General features: G+C 41.5%; 19 protein-coding genes and 1 CRISPR repeat array. Of the genes, 13 read left to right on the top strand and 6 right to left on the bottom strand.

Annotation, left to right across the window (positions count from 1 at the left end):
- Window position 1: 1 nt before the first annotated feature.
- Window positions 2-749: direct repeats of the CRISPR family, unit length 28 nt; unit sequence GTTCATGACGGCATACGTCATTTAGAAA.
- Window positions 750-1,248: 499 nt separating this feature from the next.
- Window positions 1,249-2,280: a lipase secretion chaperone gene (locus F885_RS16995; RefSeq protein ID WP_005313261.1), complete on the bottom strand. Its 1,032-nt coding sequence runs from the start codon at window positions 2,278-2,280 to the stop codon at window positions 1,249-1,251.
- An 83-nt stretch (window positions 2,281-2,363) separates the two neighbouring features.
- On the bottom strand, window positions 2,364-3,380 hold the full coding sequence (locus tag F885_RS17000) for a lipase family alpha/beta hydrolase (protein ID WP_004806446.1): 1,017 nt from the start codon (window positions 3,378-3,380) through the stop codon (window positions 2,364-2,366).
- A 278-nt stretch (window positions 3,381-3,658) separates the two neighbouring features.
- Between F885_RS17000 and F885_RS17005 the strand changes: the two genes are divergently transcribed.
- The gene (locus tag F885_RS17005; protein ID WP_005313258.1) at window positions 3,659-4,678 is read left to right on the top strand and encodes a helix-turn-helix domain-containing protein; all 1,020 of its coding nucleotides are present in this window, start codon (window positions 3,659-3,661) and stop codon (window positions 4,676-4,678) included.
- 56 nt (window positions 4,679-4,734) lie between these two features.
- On the top strand, window positions 4,735-5,310 hold the full coding sequence (locus tag F885_RS17010; RefSeq protein WP_032858922.1) for a flavin reductase family protein: 576 nt from the start codon (window positions 4,735-4,737) through the stop codon (window positions 5,308-5,310).
- 39 nt (window positions 5,311-5,349) lie between these two features.
- Here F885_RS17010 and F885_RS17015 read toward each other — a convergent pair whose 3' ends face one another.
- On the bottom strand, window positions 5,350-5,922 hold the full coding sequence (locus F885_RS17015; protein ID WP_005313252.1) for a hypothetical protein: 573 nt from the start codon (window positions 5,920-5,922) through the stop codon (window positions 5,350-5,352).
- A gap of 150 nt (window positions 5,923-6,072) precedes the next feature.
- On the bottom strand, window positions 6,073-6,843 hold the full coding sequence (locus F885_RS17020) for a 3-hydroxyacyl-CoA dehydrogenase (RefSeq protein WP_004806439.1): 771 nt from the start codon (window positions 6,841-6,843) through the stop codon (window positions 6,073-6,075).
- Window positions 6,844-6,986: 143 nt separating this feature from the next.
- Here F885_RS17020 and F885_RS17025 point away from each other — a divergent pair, with 143 nt between their 5' ends.
- The 4 genes from F885_RS17025 to F885_RS17040 all read left to right on the top strand — a co-directional run bounded on the left by F885_RS17025 (window position 6,987) and on the right by F885_RS17040 (window position 10,711).
- Window positions 6,987-8,045 (top strand): AraC family transcriptional regulator, encoded by a 1,059-nt coding sequence (locus F885_RS17025; protein WP_005313248.1) that lies wholly within the window; start codon window positions 6,987-6,989, stop codon window positions 8,043-8,045.
- A 15-nt stretch (window positions 8,046-8,060) separates the two neighbouring features.
- Complete coding sequence (locus F885_RS17030; protein ID WP_004806434.1) at window positions 8,061-8,693, top strand: FMN-binding negative transcriptional regulator; 633 nt, start codon at window positions 8,061-8,063, stop codon at window positions 8,691-8,693.
- A gap of 194 nt (window positions 8,694-8,887) precedes the next feature.
- Window positions 8,888-9,862 (top strand): aliphatic sulfonate ABC transporter substrate-binding protein, encoded by a 975-nt coding sequence (locus F885_RS17035; protein ID WP_004806432.1) that lies wholly within the window; start codon window positions 8,888-8,890, stop codon window positions 9,860-9,862.
- A gap of 3 nt (window positions 9,863-9,865) precedes the next feature.
- Complete coding sequence (locus F885_RS17040) at window positions 9,866-10,711, top strand: ABC transporter permease (RefSeq protein ID WP_005313245.1); 846 nt, start codon at window positions 9,866-9,868, stop codon at window positions 10,709-10,711.
- Here F885_RS17040 and prmC read toward each other — a convergent pair.
- Window positions 10,708-11,523: a peptide chain release factor N(5)-glutamine methyltransferase gene (gene prmC / locus F885_RS17045; RefSeq protein ID WP_005313241.1), complete on the bottom strand. Its 816-nt coding sequence runs from the start codon at window positions 11,521-11,523 to the stop codon at window positions 10,708-10,710. The genes F885_RS17040 and prmC overlap by 4 nt on opposite strands.
- Window positions 11,523-12,611 (bottom strand): peptide chain release factor 1, encoded by a 1,089-nt coding sequence (gene prfA, locus F885_RS17050; protein WP_004653992.1) that lies wholly within the window; start codon window positions 12,609-12,611, stop codon window positions 11,523-11,525. Before prfA ends, prmC begins: the two co-directional genes overlap by 1 nt.
- A gap of 238 nt (window positions 12,612-12,849) precedes the next feature.
- Here prfA and yiaA point away from each other — a divergent pair, with 238 nt between their 5' ends.
- The 7 genes from yiaA to F885_RS17080 all read left to right on the top strand — a co-directional run bounded on the left by yiaA (window position 12,850) and on the right by F885_RS17080 (window position 18,917).
- Window positions 12,850-13,317 (top strand): inner membrane protein YiaA, encoded by a 468-nt coding sequence (gene yiaA, locus F885_RS17055; protein WP_005313236.1) that lies wholly within the window; start codon window positions 12,850-12,852, stop codon window positions 13,315-13,317.
- Window positions 13,318-13,553: 236 nt separating this feature from the next.
- Window positions 13,554-13,982: a hypothetical protein gene (locus F885_RS17060; protein WP_004806422.1), complete on the top strand. Its 429-nt coding sequence runs from the start codon at window positions 13,554-13,556 to the stop codon at window positions 13,980-13,982.
- Between the two features lie 145 nt (window positions 13,983-14,127).
- A complete protein-coding gene (gene trhP, locus F885_RS17065; RefSeq protein ID WP_005313233.1) occupies window positions 14,128-15,495 on the top strand; it encodes a prephenate-dependent tRNA uridine(34) hydroxylase TrhP in 1,368 nt (455 codons plus the stop codon).
- Window position 15,496: 1 nt separating this feature from the next.
- Window positions 15,497-15,751: a YfhL family 4Fe-4S dicluster ferredoxin gene (locus F885_RS0120030; RefSeq protein WP_032858912.1), complete on the top strand. Its 255-nt coding sequence runs from the start codon at window positions 15,497-15,499 to the stop codon at window positions 15,749-15,751.
- A gap of 170 nt (window positions 15,752-15,921) precedes the next feature.
- Window positions 15,922-16,857 (top strand): ABC transporter permease, encoded by a 936-nt coding sequence (locus tag F885_RS17070; RefSeq protein WP_005313230.1) that lies wholly within the window; start codon window positions 15,922-15,924, stop codon window positions 16,855-16,857.
- Window positions 16,858-16,859: 2 nt separating this feature from the next.
- Window positions 16,860-17,738, top strand: coding sequence for an ABC transporter ATP-binding protein (locus F885_RS17075; RefSeq protein WP_005313227.1), 879 nt, complete (start codon window positions 16,860-16,862; stop codon window positions 17,736-17,738).
- A 90-nt stretch (window positions 17,739-17,828) separates the two neighbouring features.
- Window positions 17,829-18,917 carry an isopenicillin N synthase family dioxygenase gene (locus tag F885_RS17080; protein WP_005313225.1) on the top strand — a complete coding sequence of 363 codons (1,089 nt, stop codon included), beginning with the start codon at window positions 17,829-17,831 and terminating at the stop codon, window positions 18,915-18,917.
- The last annotated feature ends 2 nt before the right edge of the window (window positions 18,918-18,919 follow it).

Genomic DNA, 18,919 nt, shown 5'->3' with positions numbered 1-18,919 from the left:
GGTTCATGACGGCATACGTCATTTAGAAAGCCCCACTAATCAGACCTTGTTCGCTTGACTGGTTCATGACGGCATACGTCATTTAGAAAAGTGGAGTTAAGTGATGAAAAGGCAGATAGCTGTTCATGACGGCATACGTCATTTAGAAAATTTCAGCAATGCATCACATGCCTGCCGATGAGTTCATGACGGCATACGTCATTTAGAAAAGTATTGCCGCAACTCGGGCATTTGACTTTATGTTCATGACGGAATACGTCATTTAGAAATTAGGCCGCTACCCAATTCAGCAGTCTTTCAAGTTCATGACGGCATACGTCATTTAGAAAATGCTTTACTATGTTTTATAAGATTTGGAGTTGTTCATGACGGCATACGTCATTTAGAAAAATTAACAGATGAGCGCATGTCAGCGCAGTATGTTCATGACGGCATACGTCATTTAGAAAATCCCTTTAGGTTGTTAAGGTGTAGTTGGATAGTTCATGACGGCATACGTCATTTAGAAAATCTGGTCTTATTACAAGTTGACTATCGATGGGTTCATGACGGCATACGTCATTTAGAAAGCGCAATCGATCTAAAACAGGTGGGCTATTCCGTTCATGACGGCATACGTCATTTAGAAATGTCCCTTTCCTCCAATGGTAGTGGTTGAGTAGTTCATGACGGCATACGTCATTTAGAAAAGCCGACCCTGCATGGCCTGAAGAACCACTTCGTTCATGACGGCATACGTCACATAAATTAATGTTCTAACTGGAGATAAGATTTAAACTGAAAACCACGATGTATCAAAGCGTTTAAAGAAATAGGAAATCGAATTCTGGCAGTTTGTAATACGTGAAGAACCCATGTTTTTTCAGCTAAAAATTCAAATAAGATTTTATCATCACATATCCTAGGGCCAGTAAAGATATCAGTCTGATAAGCCAGCCCTATCCATAATGACTCCAACAATATATTTTTATCCAGATCGACTAAGGCCAAAGTTAAAGTTTCTTCAAAGATACAATCATGGCTAAGGAAAAGAAGATAGCAGTGAGAATATACACAAACCACACCTTCTAACACTTTACCCTCAACCATAACCCCTGTGTTTTCCCCCTTAATCATCACTTCAGACTGAGGCAAACACTTATCTGTCATATCTTGGATCAATGCTAAACCAATATAATCAGCCACATACATATTCAACTTTGCCTAATAAAATGATTACCGATTATATTTCCATCTATTACTTTGACTCTACTTTCGATCATGCATCATTTCATATGACTGCGCTCTTAATAAATCTTCTTTAGTTCCAAATGATTGATTGCGTAATTGATTAATCGACTGCTGTTTACTGGCATCACTCGCATCACTTTTTAAAATTTGGTCACGTTCAGCCAAATATCCATTTACCTGCGTTTGCCATCCTGCTTCTTCTTGATCAACCTTTTCCAAACGGTCCGCTGCTTCAGGCCCTAATAAACTTTCACGCATATTACGAAGCTCTTGTGCAGAACCACCCTTTTCCCTAACTTCTTGAGTCAACTGCTGCAACTCAGCAAATTGCATCGAAACCCGAACACCATCAGCCAATGTTGTTGGAAGTTGATCAATCAATTTCGCTAACTCAGCCGCCTTTTGCTGAGCGCTCAGGGTTTTATTGGCATGAATACGCATTTGATCAATATTGAACTGGTTCAAATTACGTTCATTGCCAAATAAAGCATTGATCTCAGCGGCATTAAAAAACTGCTGTTGTACTTTGTACATCTGCTCAATTACTTTTTGATAACCATCAATATCACCCGTTTTAAAATTGCCCGTCGGTTTTATATTTTTCAAAGCGTGAGTATAAGCGACATATTGATCTAGCAGATAACTGGCATAACTTGAAGCCGTGTCAGGTAAAGTCGCACTGAGATACTGTCGAATATCGGCAATCAATTCCGTTTCAGTTTTTTCACCTAAACTAGAAAAGAAATAATCAAAACAACTGCGAATCCCAACGGTTAAAATCAATTTACCATTGGCATCGACCTGAATTGGACAATCAATTTCAGTACCTCGCAATGAAGAGGCTAATTCAGGCATTTTGCCTTTTTGATTATTTTGTGGACTTGCCTCTAAGCCATTTTCGGAGACCTGTGATTGAGCCTGCTGATTTGGCGCTTGCTGGCTATTTTGAGGATCTGGCTTAAATATCCAATAAATTAAAGCCAATAAGAGCAATAAACATGCGATTAAAACTATACTGATGGTTTTATTATTCAAAAATTTACCGTTCATCATCCCTTGCTCTATTTATCATTCTTTCTTTGTTTGAACCGTTAAAACCAAAGGAGCAACGGATTGCCCCTTTGGTAAATGAATTATAAGCCTTGATTTTTTAAGCGATTTGCTTGAGTACGATAAGGGGTTACTGGGTTCTGTAAGAATCCAACTAAACCGAGGATCTGATTCACTTCATCCAAATGGTTGAATGCATAATTGTCACGAATCACAGTGCCCAAATGACTCGAACAACGCGGCACTAAGCCATCATTTTCACCAGAAATCAGTAAAGAAGTTGCTGTTAATGCATAATCCATTGGATCTAAAGCATTGGTAAACGGACTGGTTCCACTCCATGAATAATAACGCACACCATTGACCAGTTCTGTTCCTGAACCACAAGCTGTGGTTGGTACACCTGCTGGAAAACGTTGATTAAAGTTTGCTGAACCGCTAGTGGTTAATGAATTTAAGCCCGCCAGTGCATCTTGATCATAATAATGTCCTGAACCAATCCCCACCAACGAGAAGAAGGCATTCACCCCTGCCGCAATAATCGGTGCAAGTGCTGGGCCCACAGGTGATTTAACCACTGAGTCAACCACATCTGCAACATCTGAGCCTTTGGTTGGACCACCCACTGCTGTGACTGAAGCAACTTTGTTAGGTAACAAACTTGCGACATAACGAACCGATTGAGAGCCATGACTATGGCCAATTAAGTTAATTTTCTCCGCACCTGTAATCGCTAATACTTGTTTCGCCTGTAGCAATAATTGCTCGCCGCGTACTTCCGAGGAATTAAAAGAAGCTTGCTGTGCAACAAAGACATTCGCACCATTACCCACCAAGTCCTCAGTAATGCCATTCCAATATTGCAAAGGGCCAACAGCAGAGAAGCCTGCCATCCCGTGCGCAAGTAGAATTGGATACTTGGTTTTTGCATAGCTTGATGTAACACTGGTGCTACCGCCGACTGAACAAGAGTTCACATTACAGTTTTGCCATGATGCTTTTGGTGCAAAAAAATCGAACAAACCTGCATGTACCACAGATCCACTACTCACCAATATGCCCGCCATTAGCGCCATGACATTTAAATATTTTTTCTTCACGTTTTGCTCCTAGCATTTTTCATTTTTATTACAACGATTTAGTCTTTTTCTTCGTATCTGGAATCATTCCGAGCATACAAACGACTGGCAAAAATTATACTCCTTCGAAATATTGTGTGATTTTTAGACTAAAACAAACTGTGCCAAAATCATAACAATTCGTGCCAAAATTACGCTGGATTGAAAAAATTCCGATGAATGTACATTTTCAAATCCATCACTCTGCTTTAATTTCAGAATGAATTGGATCAGCTTTAACATGGAATTTACTTCGCACTATGAGTATTCCCCGTCTTCATAATCAGCATTTTATTAGCAGCTCTTATGCACACCTACTGAGTGAGGTGGTATCACGATGGAATATTTCAGCTGAAACCTTATTTTGGGGCACTGGTGTTGAAATCGAAAAACTATCTGATCTCAATGATAAGATCAGTCTGAATGCTTTTAAAAAAGTGATTGCCCGAACCATTGAGTTAACACAAGAACAAGGCATCGGTTTTTATGCAGGTACACAATTAAAAATCAGTTCGCATGGCTTACTCGGTTTCACCGTTGCCATTTCAAAAAATGCCTTAGAAGCAATTGAAACCATTAATCAATTTGTCAGCTTGCAATGTTCATTTGTCGAATTAAATTTTAAAGTTGAAAATGAGCTCGCCTATTACAACATTGCCTATGATCGTTCCTTACTAAATTTTAATGATGAATCAGATACACAAGCCTACGAATTTAGCTGTATTTTCTTTCTGACCGGTTTTGTGCATTTAGTCCGTTTCTTTATTCCAGATTTCAAGCCAAGTGTTGATCTACAATGTAAATACCCTGATTATTTTTCTCGTTTTGATGAGATCTTAGCATCGACTTTTGAAGAAATACGTTATGAACAGCCGTATACCCGCTTAATTGCCGCTGCAACTTTTCTAGACGCGCCACTCAGTATGGCCGATCCACTCACCGCAGAAAAATTTAAATTACTGTGCCAAAAAGAGCTGGATGAACTACTTGCAACCCAAGATATTTTACAACGGGTCAAATATCTAATTGATGATAAAACAGAAGGCTTACTGAGTATTGATCAAGTTGCTCAAAAGCTAAACCTGACCAAAAGAACCTTACAACGGATGTTGCAAGAAAAAATGATCAGCTTTCAAATGTTGTACGATGAAGTCCGAAAGGAGAAAGCCAAGAAACTGATGCTAAATCCTTTTATGACCAAAGATGAGCTTGCTAAAAAGCTGGGGTATTCCTCTCTTTCAAGTTTTAATCGTGCCTATAAACGTTGGGAAATTGAATAAAAATTTGCTGAAGTTTATGTAACAATGGAGCGATGTCTCAACCTTGTGAATGTTATATGAGTCAGTCAGAAATTACCGCTGTTGAACTTTCTAAAGCCTATCGCCTGCTCAATCATGGCCCGACAGTTTTGGTTTCTGCTCAGTACGGGCAAGAACGCAATGTCATGGCAGCAGCTTGGGCCTGTGCTTTAGAGTTAACACCTGCAAAGGTCACTGTGGTCTTAGATAAAAGTACCAAGACTCGCCAATTGGTGGAACAAAGCGGTTATTTTGCTTTGCAAGTGCCTTGTTATGCGCAAATTGATATGGTGCATCAACTCGGAACCATCAGCCAGTTTGATCATCCAAGTAAGTTAGAAGAATGCAAAACAGAATTGTTTTACCAAGATGATTTTCCTGTCCCACTGGTAGCAGGTAGTCTGGCTTGGCTGGTCTGTAAAGTGATTCCAGAACCACACAATCAACAAGCGCATGATTTATTTATCGGCTCGGTGGTGGGTGCTTGGGCTGATTCACGGGTATTCCGCGATGGACATTGGCACTTTCAAGAGGCCAGTAAAGCGTTGCGCAGCCTGCATTACATTGCAGGCGGTACATTTTATCTGATTGGGGATGAGGTTAAGGCCAAATAATCTTTGATATAAGGCAAGGCCAAATCAGCTTTGCCTCTTTTATTGACCATTGATTTTCATCAACTCATGATACATAAGATCCAAGAACTGCTGCTGTTCTTGGTCATTTTTAAAGTAACGTTGATAGTTGGTACTACAGCTTTCAACATCCGCAATATTGGCTTTATTAAATGACCAATCCTTTCTGTCCTTAATGCTGATGCCTAGCTCATCATCACAACTCTGCCATAACTGAGAAAATCTGGTTCGCTTAGCTGCATCTAGTTTTTTAAAATTTGCATGGACAGAATAACCACGCATAGCTGAATTAAAAAACTGCGAAATCATGGTGACCGGCACACCACCCCAATCAATGCTTTGACCAATCGGCAATCGAATATCGGTCAGTTTACTTTCTGACATCATCTGGTCTTGTTTGCCTTTTTTGAAGTACTGTTCCTTATAGACCAAGGTCGTTCCTGCTGGAACATGAATTTTTTTAACCAACATCGGTTGCTGTGTCACATAGTAGGGATAATTCGGTCTTGAGTTACCCCCCGTCGGGTTCATATTGCCCACACAACCTGCTAAAGACACAGTCATTGCTACAGATAAAAAGATCATTGCTTTCATCGTTGTTATTATCATCCAGATCAATATTCTGATTCGACCTTAAAATGAAATCGATTCGGATACAATATCAAATACCAAAGTAAAAACCGTTGTGACATCCACAACGGCTTTAAATAAAATCAGAGTTTAATCTCCGAATTAAAATAAAACTTACTTGGCTGCCATACGGATTGCACCATCCAAACGGATCACTTCACCATTCAAATAAGAGTTTTCAGCAATATGCGCCACTAAACGCGCGAACTCTTCTGGGCGACCTAAACGTGATGGATAAGGCACCATTTGTCCTAAGGCATCTTGTACATTTTGAGGCAAACCTTTCAACATTGGGGTTTCCATAATCCCTGGAGCAATGGTCATGACACGAATACCATGCCGTGCTAACTCACGTGCAATCGGTAAAGTCATCGCCACCACAGCACCTTTTGATGCTGAATAAGCCGCTTGTCCAATCTGACCATCAAAGGCCGCCACTGATGCAGTATTCACGATCACACCACGATCTTCATCACCTTCAGCAACAGTATTTTTGCTCATGGCATCCGCTGCGAAACGCAACATATTGAATGTACCTGTCACGTTGATGTGCAAGGTTTTAGAGAACATCGCCAAATCATGCACGCCTTCTTTACCGACGACTTTTGCAGATGGACCAATGCCGGCACAGTTGATCAGACCATAAACGCTGCCATGTTTCGCCAATACATCTTTAAAAAACTGTTCTGCTGCCGCTTCATCCGTCACATCCAGTTTTACAAATTCTGCTGCTGCGCCCAAGGTCTGTGCTTGTTGTTCTCCAGCTTCGATATTCATATCGACCAAAGTGACGGAAGCCCCCTTTTCAACTAAATATTCTGCTGTTGCTGCACCTAGGCCCGAACCGCCACCTGTAATAACAAAATGTTTTCCCTGAATTTTCATTTACGTTTCCTATCAAATTAAAGATATAAATTTTTATAACTAAGCCTAAAGGCAAGTATTTTCCGATACAATTTCAAAAAGTAGCAAATTTGCTGCGGCTTTTGAGCATTCGATTTCATTTTTCTCCTGTATTTTATTGATATATGAACAAAAACCTCAACCTCGATCTTAATTCGGCTAAGGACACCATTTCAAATGCTTTAATCCGTGAAGCATTAAGTGTCGCAGCAAGTCGTGGTTTAAATATTGTCAATATCGCCAATCGAGCAGGTATTTCAGCAGAGCTCTTAACTTCCTCCAAGGCACGAGTGCCTGTGGCACAATGTGCGCAGTTATGGGTCGAAGTTGCTGAAAGTATGAATGATGAGTTTCTTGGTATGGATACTCATCCCATGCGCCGAGGCAGTTTTAGCCTATTAGCAAAATTAGCTTTTAATGCCGAAACCCTTGAGCAAGCCATTCAAGAAATTTTAAAATTTTTAAGTTTGGTACTGGATGATATTCGGGGTGAACTGATTCAAAAAGGCAGTAAAGCCTATCTGATCTTGCATGATCGTGAGCATCCGAAACGGATGTTTACCTATTCAACCTATTTAATGTTGGTGCATAGTTTGATGTGCTGGTTGAGTGATCAGCGCATTGGTTTCCAAAAAATGAGTTTTAGATGTCATCCACCTGTGGAAATACAAGATTATCGGGTACGGTTTTGCGAGAACATTCAATTTAATGCCGAGCAAAATCAAATCGAGTTTGACGCGCATTATCTCAAGCATAAAATCAAAAAAGATAAACAAGCACTCAAGGATTTTCTCAAACATACACCTTATAACCTGATTGTACGCTTTAAAAATGAGAACTCGTTAAGCTTGCAAATCCGCCGTCAACTGCTGCTACAGCCACCATCGCAATGGGATGAACTGAAAGAGATTGCACAGCAACTAAATATGTCAACCGCAACTATTCAACGTCGCCTTAAGCAAGAAGGTGTCAGCTATCAACAGCTTAAAAATGATATCCGCTGTGATATTGCCATTGAACGACTCAGTAAAAGCAATGATTCAATCCAGAACATCAGTGATGATTTGCATTTCCATGACCCAAGTGCGTTCCATCGTGCCTTTAAAAAATGGACGGGAGTCAGTCCGGGCAGCTATAGAAAGTCTTCACCCAATAAAAAGAAACGTTTGGGCCATTTAGAATAATCGAAGGAATAAGCAATGTATTTGCCTGAAATATTTGAAGAAACAGATCTTGAAAGATTATACCGACTGATTCAGGACTACCCTTTTGCCACACTGATAAGTCATAGTGCTGAAGGCTTAGAAGCCAATCATTTACCCTTTCATTTATTGCGTGATGAGCACAGCCAAACAGCGACACTGATTGCGCATATAGCCAAGAATAATCCACTACACACTCAAATTGAAAATGGCGCAGCGGTTTTAATTATTTTTCAGGGTGAACACGGTTATATCTCACCGAATTGGTATCCTAGCAAGCAACAACACCATCGACATGTACCCACCTGGAACTATCAAGTGGTTCATGTCAAAGGAAGCATCAATTTCTTACATGATGAAAAAGCACTACGCGGCATCTTGGCCAGACTGACACGTACCCATGAAGCCAAACAAGCAACGCCTTGGAAAATGTCGGATGCACCAGATGACTATATTGCTCAAGAACTGCAAGGCATTGTCGGGATCGAAATTCCGATCTCACAGATCACGGGAAAGTATAAACTCAGCCAAAATCGGGAAAAGCCAGATGCTCTGGGCGTGGTGGATGGACTACAACAACAAGGTGAAAGTCGTTTAGCCAATGCAGTACAGCAATATATCGAAGATTAAGCTGAGGATATCACGATATTTTCAATAGCAGCCCAACGTAATAATCAACATTGTTCGTGAATAAAAACAGTGTTTTGAGACCAATTTGATTTTTATCTATTATCATGATTTCTAAATCAAAATAACTCAGTTGGGATGCGCTGTGATCCATGTAAAGATCGCTGATATTTCATTATACGGCGCTGATTTAGCTCATGTCTTTCTTTTCTAAATTACCTCTCTCTCAGACTTTATTCGCTTTAGGCTTCTCTACGGTATTTATATCCTCCAGTTTTGCTGCCATTCCCACCACACTTAAACTTGACTATGCCTACTATGCGCCAACCAGCTTAGTGGTAAAAGATCAAAAACTGTTAGAAAAGGCCCTTCCCAATACCGAAATTAAATGGGTATTTAGCCAAGGTAGTAACCGTTCTCTAGAATATTTAAATAGCAATAGTATTGATTTCGCTTCAACCGCGGGTTTGGCTGCAGTGCTTAGTCGTGCAAATGGCAGCCCAATCAAGACGGTCTATATTCAAAGCCAACCTGAATGGACAGCATTGGTTGTTCCTGCAAACTCACCGATCAAAAACTTAAAAGATCTCAAAGGCAAAAAAATTGCTGCAACCAAAGGCACAGATCCTTTCCTGTTTACGCTCCAGGCATTGGATACAGTCGGATTGAATAAACGTGATGTTCAATTGGTTCATTTACAACACCCAGACGGCAAAACTGCATTAGAACGCGGTCAAGTAGATGCATGGGCGGGACTTGATCCCTTAATGGCATCTGCACAAATCCAATCTGGGGCTAAATTGCTTTATCGTAATGTTGCGTTTAATAGTTATAGCGTCTTGAACGTCAAAGAAGAGTTTAGTAAACAAAGCCCAGAAGCGATTGAGGCGGTAATTAAAGCCTACGAACAAGCACGAAAATGGGCCAAAGCCAATCCAGATAAAGTTGCAGCATTATTGGCACGTGAAGCTAAGCTCCCGTTACCAGTGGCACAATTACAATTGAGCCGTACCAACTTTGACCAAAACATTCCTTCAGTTACCCAAGCTCAAGCACTGAAACGATCAGGAAAAATCTTGACAGAAGAAGACTTGGTTAGAAAAGGAACTGATGTCAATCAAGTGATTGATCAGCTACTTGATCCACGCTTTGCTCAAAAAGTTGTGAAATAATCCATGAGCAATTCAAGTCACAAGGCTGAGCTAACCGATTTTCTCGCTCAGCAAAGCACACAAACTAATAAAAAGCGTTTTAGCCCAAACCTCATTCGTTGGCTAAAAGCATTGCTACTTCCTACTCTGCTGTTAATACTCTGTGAATTCTTAGTTAGAAATGGCGATATCGAAGCATATCTGCTTCCTGCGCCCAGTAGCTTGTGGCAATCTTTTTGGGATTTGGCTCAAACTGATTTACTGCAGCACATTTACATCAGTACTTGGCGAGTACTCATCGGTTTTGCAATCGGTAGTGGTTTAGCTTTAATTTTTGCGATTTGGGTTGGCTTAAGCAAAGAAGTAGAAGCCTATTTAGAACCCTCTTTTTCCGCACTCAAATCCATTCCAAGCCTGGCATGGATTCCATTATTATTACTTTGGTTAGGGATTGATGAATCTTCTAAAATCACACTGATTGCGATAGGTGCTTTTTTTCCGACCTATACCAATACGGTCGCTGCCATCCATAATGTAGATCGAAAACTGATTGAAGTAGGAAAGGTCTATCGCCTCAATGCATTGCAACGGGTTATCTCAATTGTGTTGCCTGCCGCTTCTTCAGGAATCCTGACAGGTTTACGCAATAGCTTGAGCTTATCATGGATGTTTATGATTGCAGCGGAACTGATTGCCGCAACTCAAGGAATTGGTTATCTACTCAGTGATGGACGAGAAACTTCACGCCCAGATATTGTGATCATTGCCATTATTTTATTGGCTTTGCTTGGAAAAATATCTGATAGTTTGATGAAACTACTGGAAAATAGATTATTAGGTTGGCGTGATACCATTCACAAACAAGCTTAAATCCAACAGGCCAAGGTCACGCGGTCATTTTGTCCGTAGTCCTGAATTGTTTTAATCTGGCTAAAATGATGCTGCTCAAAAATATCACGTACTGCTTGGCCTTGGTCATAACCATGTTCAAGCACAATCCAGCCATTCGGTTTAAGCCAGTCTTTACCTTGGGTTATGATGATTTCAATATCTGCCATACCCTGCTTATCTGCAATCAATGCACGCTCAGGTTCAGACTTGAGCTTTTGCATATGCACATCATCAGGATCAATATATGGCGGATTCGATACAATCAGATCAAACTGTTGCTGTTCTAAAGCCTCAAACCAAGCACCACAAGCAAACTTGACCTGCATGAGACCATGTCGAACGGCATTGTCCTGTGCCACTTCTAAAGTCGGTGCATAGATATCAGTTGCAGTCACTTGCCATTGTGGACGCTCACTCGCCAGTGCCAAAGCAATTGCACCCGCGCCTGTACCTAGATCAACAATATTGGCATGTGAACTTAATGGCAGTTTTAATACCGTTTCCACAAGGATTTCGGTATCGGGACGCGGCACCAAAGTGTCATGGGTAACTTTTAAATCAAGCGTCCAAAACGGTTGTGAACCTGTGACATAGGCCAACGGTTCACCTTGTTCGATACGAGCCAGCCCATCTAAATAAGCTTGCTCCTGCATTTCAGTCAGTTCTTGCTCAAGTCTTAATTTGAGTTCTAAAGCATTGATCACCAAAATATGTTCGAGTAGCCACGCCGCCTCTTGACGTTCATAGCTATCAATTTCACCTTTGATCTCTAAGGCTTGAGCAATATTCATTAGCCGCCATTTTCCTGTGCAAGCATCGCCAACTGATCCGCTTGATATTCACGGTGTAAGCTATCCAGTAATTCAGTTAAATCACCTTCCATAATCGCATCCAACTTATATAAAGTCAGGTTAATACGGTGATCGGTCATACGACCTTGCGGGTAGTTATACGTACGAATACGTTCTGAACGGTCACCTGAACCGACCAAGTCACGGCGCATTTCTGAGGTGGCTGCATCCGCTGCTGCACGTTTCGCATTTTCTAAACGTGAGACTAACAAAGCCATCGCTTTGGCTTTGTTCTTATGTTGTGAACGTTCTTCCTGACATTCCACCACTACACCCGATGGGATATGAGTAATACGTACCGCTGAATCGGTTTTGTTAATGTGCTGACCACCCGCACCTGATGCACGGTAAGTATCAATACGCAAATCGGCAGGATTGATTTCAACGGTGGTATCTACATCGACTTCTGGCAGAATCGCAACGGTACAAGCCGAAGTGTGTACACGACCCTGTGATTCAGTCGCAGGGACACGTTGTACACGGTGTGCACCACTCTCAAATTTCAAACGACCATACACGCCTTCGCCATCGATACGGCAAATGATCTCTTTATAACCGCCATGCTCGCCTTCGTTTTCAGAAAGCACTTCAATACGCCAGCCTTGTGTTTCAGCGTATTTGCTATACATACGGAATAGATCACCCGAAAAAATCGCCGCTTCATCACCACCTGTACCCGCACGCACCTCAAGATAGGCTGCGTTGGCATCATTTGGATCTTTCGGAATCATCAACACGTTTAACTGCTCTTCAAGCGCAACCAAAAGTGCTTTATTTTCTTTGATTTCTTCCTCGGCCATGTCTTTGAAATCAGGATCTGATTTCATCATTTCAGCCGTTTCGATATCTTCTTCCGCTTGACGATATTTGCTCCAAACCTCGGTGATTTCAGTTAAATCATTGTGTTCACGGGACAGTTTACGAAAACGTTTATTATCCGAAATTACTTCTACATCAGCGAGTAATGCAGTCAGCTCTTCGTGACGATCACAAAGTTGATCGAGTCTTAAACGGAGTGATGCTTTCATGGGCGGAATATCTCAAAATCTAAAGACTCAGTGCCAATGAAGCACGAGCAAAATCAAAAAATTGCGCATAGTTTACAGACTATACTGCTTAAAAGACATAGAGAATCAGGGGAACTTACTATTCCTCACCCATTTCATCACAAATTGTTCAGTTTTAGTTTTCATTGCTTGTTCTCTGATCAAGGCTTATATATAAATAATGAAAGACAAATAGAAAGATAAAACAACAGGATAATCTATGAATAATTTTATAAACCGCCCCACCTCAGCCTTTATCGCTGCGAGCTGGGTGGCCTTACTCGCAGGTGGCGTTGGCTTTATGATTGGTCTATGGAATGCCAATATGCCCTTGCATGAAAAAGGCTATTATCTGGTGATCTTGCTTTATGGACTTTTTTCTGCAGCTTCTTTACAGAAGACAGTCCGTGACCAACTCGAAGACATTCCCGTTACGGCGATTTACTATGGGCTCTGTTGGGCTTCAATGGCGCTTTGTATCGGTCTTTTATTGGTGAGCTTATGGAATGCAGATCTGACCATGAGTGAAAAAGGCTTTTACATCATGTCCTTCTTATTAAGTCTGTTTGGCGTGGTCGCAACCCAAAAGAATATCCGTGACTTAAACTATCTACGTTTGCAAACTGAACTGAATCCTCGCCAGCTCAAAATTGAAGAACAAAGCAGCAAAGATGCTCCATTAGATTAATTCAAAAATGAATGGAACCTTAAAATAAGGTTTCATTTTTTTGTGCAGTGATTAACTATCTTATTGTTTAATCAAACTTAACCCTCATTCCTTACTATTCTCAGCAACAAAACACTACAATCCAGACACCAAAGAGTAATAATTCAGAAAAGCTTCTCCACACTTTCATACTCAAACTTTGTTACATTTGCAGCCATGAAAAAGAGGTCCGTCATGTTTCGGACACGGAGTCAAAAATGAAATTAAATGCTTGGTTATGTGCTGCTGTTTTTGCAAGCTCATCATTGGTTACTGCTGCTCATGCTGATAATGCAACCCGTGTTGCTGCAACTTCTGCGCTTGGTAGTGTTGTAGGTACTGCAATTGGTAAAGAAATGGGTGGAAACAGCGGCGCAATGATTGGCTCTGCACTCGGTGGTGCTGGTGGTGCAGCTGCTGCAAGTAGCAAACGTACCCGTACTGAAGCTGCTATTGGTGGTGGTTTAGGCGGCGTGGGTGGTTATACTGTAGGTAAAAACCTCGGTGGTACGACTGGCGGTTATATCGGTGCTGCTGCTGGTGCGGCAGGTGGTTCTGCTCTAGGCCGTAAAGTCGGTCAAGACCGTGACTATGACAATTACCAGTCTAAAAAATACAAGAAGAAAAGAAAGCACCGTCATCACTAATTCTAAAAAGCACCTTCGGGTGCTTTTTTATGGCCTAGATTTCCCCTAAACATCTATAAAATCCTGAGCAAAATGCTAGGTTGAATCCTTATGCTGAACTTTCTAAAATAATTCCTTATTTTTTATATGCCTTTTATTCCGCATCATGAATACTGAATTACTCTCTCCTGCTGGTTCACTTAAAAATATGCGTTATGCTTTTGCTTATGGTGCCGATGCGGTCTATGCAGGCCAGCCACGTTATAGCTTACGCGTACGCAACAATGAATTTGATCATGACAATTTAAAAATCGGGATTGATGAAGCCCACACCCTAGGCAAAAAATTTTATGTGGTGGTCAATATCCAGCCGCATAACAGTAAGCTCAAAAACTTTATCCGAGATATCGAACCTATTATTGCCATGCAACCCGATGCGCTGATTATGTCAGACCCTGGTTTGATTATGTTAGTACGTGAACATTTCCCTGAGATGCAGATTCATCTGTCGGTACAAGCCAATGCGATCAATTGGGCTACTGTAAAATTCTGGAAAGACTATGGTCTAAGTCGCGTGATCTTGTCACGAGAACTTTCGCTCGAAGAAATAGAAGAAATCCAGAAACATGTCCCTGAAATTGAACTAGAAGTGTTTGTACATGGTGCACTATGTATGGCCTATTCAGGTCGTTGCTTGTTATCGGGCTATATGAATAAACGTGATGCCAATCAGGGAGCCTGCACCAATGCCTGTCGTTGGGACTATAAAATCCACTCAGCGCAAGAAGATGCCAATGGTGATGTGATTCCTGTTCAGCAGGTTACTACTGAACAGCAATGTTGCGCACAGACTTCAAACAGCACAAATATGGCGCAAACTGTTTTAGTGCAGCGTAATGATGAAGACATGTTTGCCGCCGAAGAAGATGAGCATGGCACCTATTTCATGAACTCCAAAGACCTACGTGCGGTACAGCATGTAGATCGTCTGACTCAAATGGGTGTTGCTTCTTTAAAGATTGAAGGCCGCACCAAATCTTATTTTTATTGTGCCCGTACTGCACAGATTTACCGCAAAGCCATTGATGATGCACTAGTGGGTAAAGAATTTGATCCTAGCTTGATGACTCAACTGGAAGGATTGGCCAATCGTGGTTATACCGAGGGCTTCTTGCGACGCCATGTGCATAGCGATTATCAAAATTATACCGATGGTTCATCACATTTTGACTATCAACAATTTTGCGGTGAAGTGATTGCACGTCATGGTGACTATATTCGCATTGAGGTTAAAAACCGCTTTGTGATTGGTGATTCACTTGAGTTAATGACCCCCAAAGGTAATATCCACTTCAAATTAGAACAGATGCGCGATCTTAAAGGCAATGCCATTGAAAATGCCAAAGGTTCAGGTCATATCGTCGAAATTCCACTCTCCGCTGAGATCGATATTGAATATGCGCTCTTGATTCGTAATTTGCCTCACGCCACAACCGAGTTGCAATCTGCTGCACTTGCCTATTCGGCAGATTGATATGGCACTCATCATTACCAACGCATGTATCAATTGTGATATGTGCTTGCCTGAATGTCCCAATCAAGCGATTAATGAAGGTGCAAAAGTCTATGAAATCGACCCACAACGTTGCACTGAATGCATCGGTTTCTATACAGCACCTACCTGCCTTGCTGTCTGTCCCATCGATTGTATTCAGCCTGACCCAGCGTGGCAGGAATCTCCTGATCAACTGCTGATAAAATTCAATAACTTGAATCTATTCAAACATTAAGGACTCACTAAAAGATAGGCACAAGCATCGCTATCAAATTACAAAGTGCCTATCTCGCTTTTCATTGACTGCACTTCATCCTGATTTTGCTCTTCAGCATCCGCACTGGCATCAAAATTGCTAACTAGTATTACGTTTTATTCAATTAGTATTACTACGGGTGTGCACCTATGCATCATTCAGTATTGTCAAAAAGGAAAAAGCTTTACTTGAGTTTGGGATCTTTTCTGATTCCCATCTTAATCTGGAGCTGTGTCAGTTACTTACCTTTTATCTGGCATCCACAAGTTCAAATTACCGATGCAGGCTCAGCCACTTATCTACAGGCAGGCACCCGAATAGATAAGCAGGCTTATTATGCAGAGGCTCAAGATGCCGTCAATCAAGGCAAAACCCCGCCTATAGGTATTCTGGTCAATCCAATTTATTTGCCTGCTCCGCATCAAGTGGCGAAAGCACTTTTCACTTCGTTTACTACGCCCCCGCAACAGGCCGATGCACCTTGGTTACATCAAAGCCTGTGGCACAGTATCAAGATTGTATTTACGGCGTTTTTTATCTCTTCATTGATCGGTGTTCCGCTCGGTATTCTGTGTGGCTTTTCCAATACCATTTCTAAGCTAACCGAACCCTTTGTCGAGTTCTTTCGCTACTTGCCTGCACCTGCCTTTGGGGCATTGGCAGTGGCGATTTTAGGTATTAATGATGCCCCGAAAATTGCCATTATCGTGATTGGTACTTTATTTCAGCAAATTCTGATCATTGCCAATACCACTCGAATGGTTGATCGCGGCTTGGTTGAAGCTGGTTATACACTAGGTACCAATAAGCTTAAAAGCCTGTTCCATGTGGTAATCCCAGCGGCACTGCCTGATATTTATCGAGATCAACGAGTGTTGCTGGGTTGGGCATGGACCTATTTGATTGTGTCTGAACTGATTGGTGCAACATCTGGGATCACCTGGTTCATTACGCAACAAGCACGCTATCAGAACTTTGACAATGTTTATGCCGCCATCTTGATTATCGGGGTGATTGGACTGTTATGTGATTTGATTTTAATGAAACTCGGCAACTCCCTGTTTAAATGGAAAAAAGGAGTATAAATATGACGGATAATTTTGATGCCAAAGCCTATTTTGAGCATATTTATACGCGTCCCCTAATGTTGGAAACTAAGCAACTAACACAAATTTTTCAGCATGGTGATTCAGAACGAACCGTACTGAACCAGATTGATTTACGTATTCATAAGCGTGAATTTGTCTGTGTGATTGGTCCTTCGGGCTGTGGAAAATCAACTTTAAGCCGTGTGGTTGCAGGTCTAGATGACTACCACAGTGGTGAGGTTCTGGTTGAAGGACAAAAAATTAAAGGCCCAAGTTCAGAACGTGGCATGGTGTTTCAAGGCTATACCTTATTTCCATGGAAAACCGTCAAAGAAAATGTGATGTTTGGCCCTTTGATGAAAGGTATCAGTCAAACCCGTGCCGAAGAAATGGCGCGTGAATGGATCAATATTATTGGCTTAGAAAAATATGAAAATCAGTTCCCGCATGAGCTTTCTGGTGGGATGAAACAGCGTGTCGCCATTGCCCGTGCCTTAGTCAATGAACCCAAGATTTTACTCATGGATGAACCTTTTGGCGCACTCGACCCCTACACCCGACAAAAGATGCAAAAGCATCTCATGGACTTATGGCAAAACATTGATATCACTATTTTATTTGTCACGCATGACATGGATGAAGCCATTTTACTGGCAGATCGTATTGTGGCTTTAAAAGCCAATCCGGGTGAAGTCAAAGAGATTATTGAGGTCAATTTACCACGTCCACGAACTATGGAATTGATGCAGTCGCCTGAATTTAAACAACTACGGCAGCGTGTTGATCTGTTGGTACATCACCAAGAGGAAGCACTCGACCCTGCACTACAAGATTTACCTCAGATTCCACGTATGACCCCTGTTAGTCACAGTGAATAATAGCGATAAAACCAAAAGCTTCAGGACGACCTGTATCAATAGCTTAAAATTCTAAGATTGGACGACCAATCTCAAAAGTGAGCAATATCTATGAATGATGTTATTACAGATGAGAAACTGTTCCTTTCTCATCGAGCATTTGAGCATATTCCTGTCATCGATATCACGGGTTTATACAGTGACAATCCAATTGTTCAGCAACAAGTTGCGAACCAACTCGGTTATGCGGCAGAACATGTTGGTTTTTTCTATCTTACTGGACACCATATTCAAAAGGAACAAATCGATAAGCTACTGTCCCAAGCAAAAGCTTTCTTTGCGCTGCCTACAGCAGAGAAAATGAAATACTATGCAGGAAATTTCGGTATTAAACATCGCGGCTATGTCCCACCCGGTGAAGAACGTACTGAAATGCAAGGTAGTGTAGAGGTCGATAGAAGCATCAATAAAACCGATAATAAAGAAGCCTTTGATTTAAGTTGGGACCTCCCAGAAGACGATCCTGATGTCGTTGCAGGAAAACCAATGCATGGCAGCAATGTCTGGGCAGATCTTCCAGACTTTAAAACAGATGTTCATGCCTATTATCAAGCCATCATTCAGTTGGGACGCACCTTACTCCGAGGTTTTGAACTGGCATTAGGACTCAACACAAACGATCTAAATCGTTTGGTCAATAAGCCAACCTCTCAATTACGCTTAATGCACTATGCACACAATTCTGATGTAGAAGATGTGCTTGGCTTTGGAGCGCATACAGATATGGAACTGTTCACCATTTTATTGCCAACAGCACCCGGACTAGAAGTGGTCAACTCGGAAGGACAATGGATTGATGCACCACCAGTTGAAAATGCATTTGTGGTTAATATTGGGGATATGACCGAAGCACTCAGCGGAGGACGTTTTACTGCCACCTCCCATCGTGTAAGAAAAGTCAGTGAAGAACGTTATGCTTTTCCTTTATTTTTTGCTTGTGACTATGATGTTGTCATTCAACCCCTCCCTCAATTCGCGACACCTGAAGCTGTAAAAAAATATCCTCCAGTGATCGCAGGTCAACATCTTTTTGAAGTCAGCGCCAAAGTTTTTGGTTATATGCAGAAGATGATTCAAAATGGTGAGATCACGTTAACAGGACCAAACCTAAACTTTGGTAAACATTCCCATAATGACTAAGC

Source organism: Acinetobacter higginsii (genome assembly GCF_000369845.1).
GTDB classification, from domain to species: Bacteria; Pseudomonadota; Gammaproteobacteria; order Pseudomonadales; family Moraxellaceae; genus Acinetobacter; species Acinetobacter higginsii.
This window is presented reverse-complemented; position numbering and strand designations above follow the sequence as displayed.

Excerpts from the sequence above, each read along its gene's own strand:
- F885_RS16995 (WP_005313261.1), bottom strand. The coding sequence starts at position 2,280 with ATGAACGGTAAATTTTTGAATAATAAAACCATCAGTATAGTTTTAATC.
- F885_RS17005 (WP_005313258.1), top strand. The coding sequence starts at position 3,659 with ATGAGTATTCCCCGTCTTCATAATCAGCATTTTATTAGCAGCTCTTAT.
- F885_RS17010 (WP_032858922.1), top strand. The coding sequence starts at position 4,735 with ATGAGTCAGTCAGAAATTACCGCTGTTGAACTTTCTAAAGCCTATCGC.
- F885_RS17015 (WP_005313252.1), bottom strand. The coding sequence starts at position 5,922 with ATGAAAGCAATGATCTTTTTATCTGTAGCAATGACTGTGTCTTTAGCA.
- F885_RS17020 (WP_004806439.1), bottom strand. The coding sequence starts at position 6,843 with ATGAAAATTCAGGGAAAACATTTTGTTATTACAGGTGGCGGTTCGGGC.
- F885_RS17025 (WP_005313248.1), top strand. The coding sequence starts at position 6,987 with ATGAACAAAAACCTCAACCTCGATCTTAATTCGGCTAAGGACACCATT.
- F885_RS17030 (WP_004806434.1), top strand. The coding sequence starts at position 8,061 with ATGTATTTGCCTGAAATATTTGAAGAAACAGATCTTGAAAGATTATAC.
- F885_RS17035 (WP_004806432.1), top strand. The coding sequence starts at position 8,888 with ATGTCTTTCTTTTCTAAATTACCTCTCTCTCAGACTTTATTCGCTTTA.
- F885_RS17040 (WP_005313245.1), top strand. The coding sequence starts at position 9,866 with ATGAGCAATTCAAGTCACAAGGCTGAGCTAACCGATTTTCTCGCTCAG.
- prmC (WP_005313241.1), bottom strand. The coding sequence starts at position 11,523 with ATGAATATTGCTCAAGCCTTAGAGATCAAAGGTGAAATTGATAGCTAT.
- prfA (WP_004653992.1), bottom strand. The coding sequence starts at position 12,611 with ATGAAAGCATCACTCCGTTTAAGACTCGATCAACTTTGTGATCGTCAC.
- yiaA (WP_005313236.1), top strand. The coding sequence starts at position 12,850 with ATGAATAATTTTATAAACCGCCCCACCTCAGCCTTTATCGCTGCGAGC.
- F885_RS17060 (WP_004806422.1), top strand. The coding sequence starts at position 13,554 with ATGAAATTAAATGCTTGGTTATGTGCTGCTGTTTTTGCAAGCTCATCA.
- trhP (WP_005313233.1), top strand. The coding sequence starts at position 14,128 with ATGAATACTGAATTACTCTCTCCTGCTGGTTCACTTAAAAATATGCGT.
- F885_RS0120030 (WP_032858912.1), top strand. The coding sequence starts at position 15,497 with ATGGCACTCATCATTACCAACGCATGTATCAATTGTGATATGTGCTTG.
- F885_RS17070 (WP_005313230.1), top strand. The coding sequence starts at position 15,922 with ATGCATCATTCAGTATTGTCAAAAAGGAAAAAGCTTTACTTGAGTTTG.
- F885_RS17075 (WP_005313227.1), top strand. The coding sequence starts at position 16,860 with ATGACGGATAATTTTGATGCCAAAGCCTATTTTGAGCATATTTATACG.
- F885_RS17080 (WP_005313225.1), top strand. The coding sequence starts at position 17,829 with ATGAATGATGTTATTACAGATGAGAAACTGTTCCTTTCTCATCGAGCA.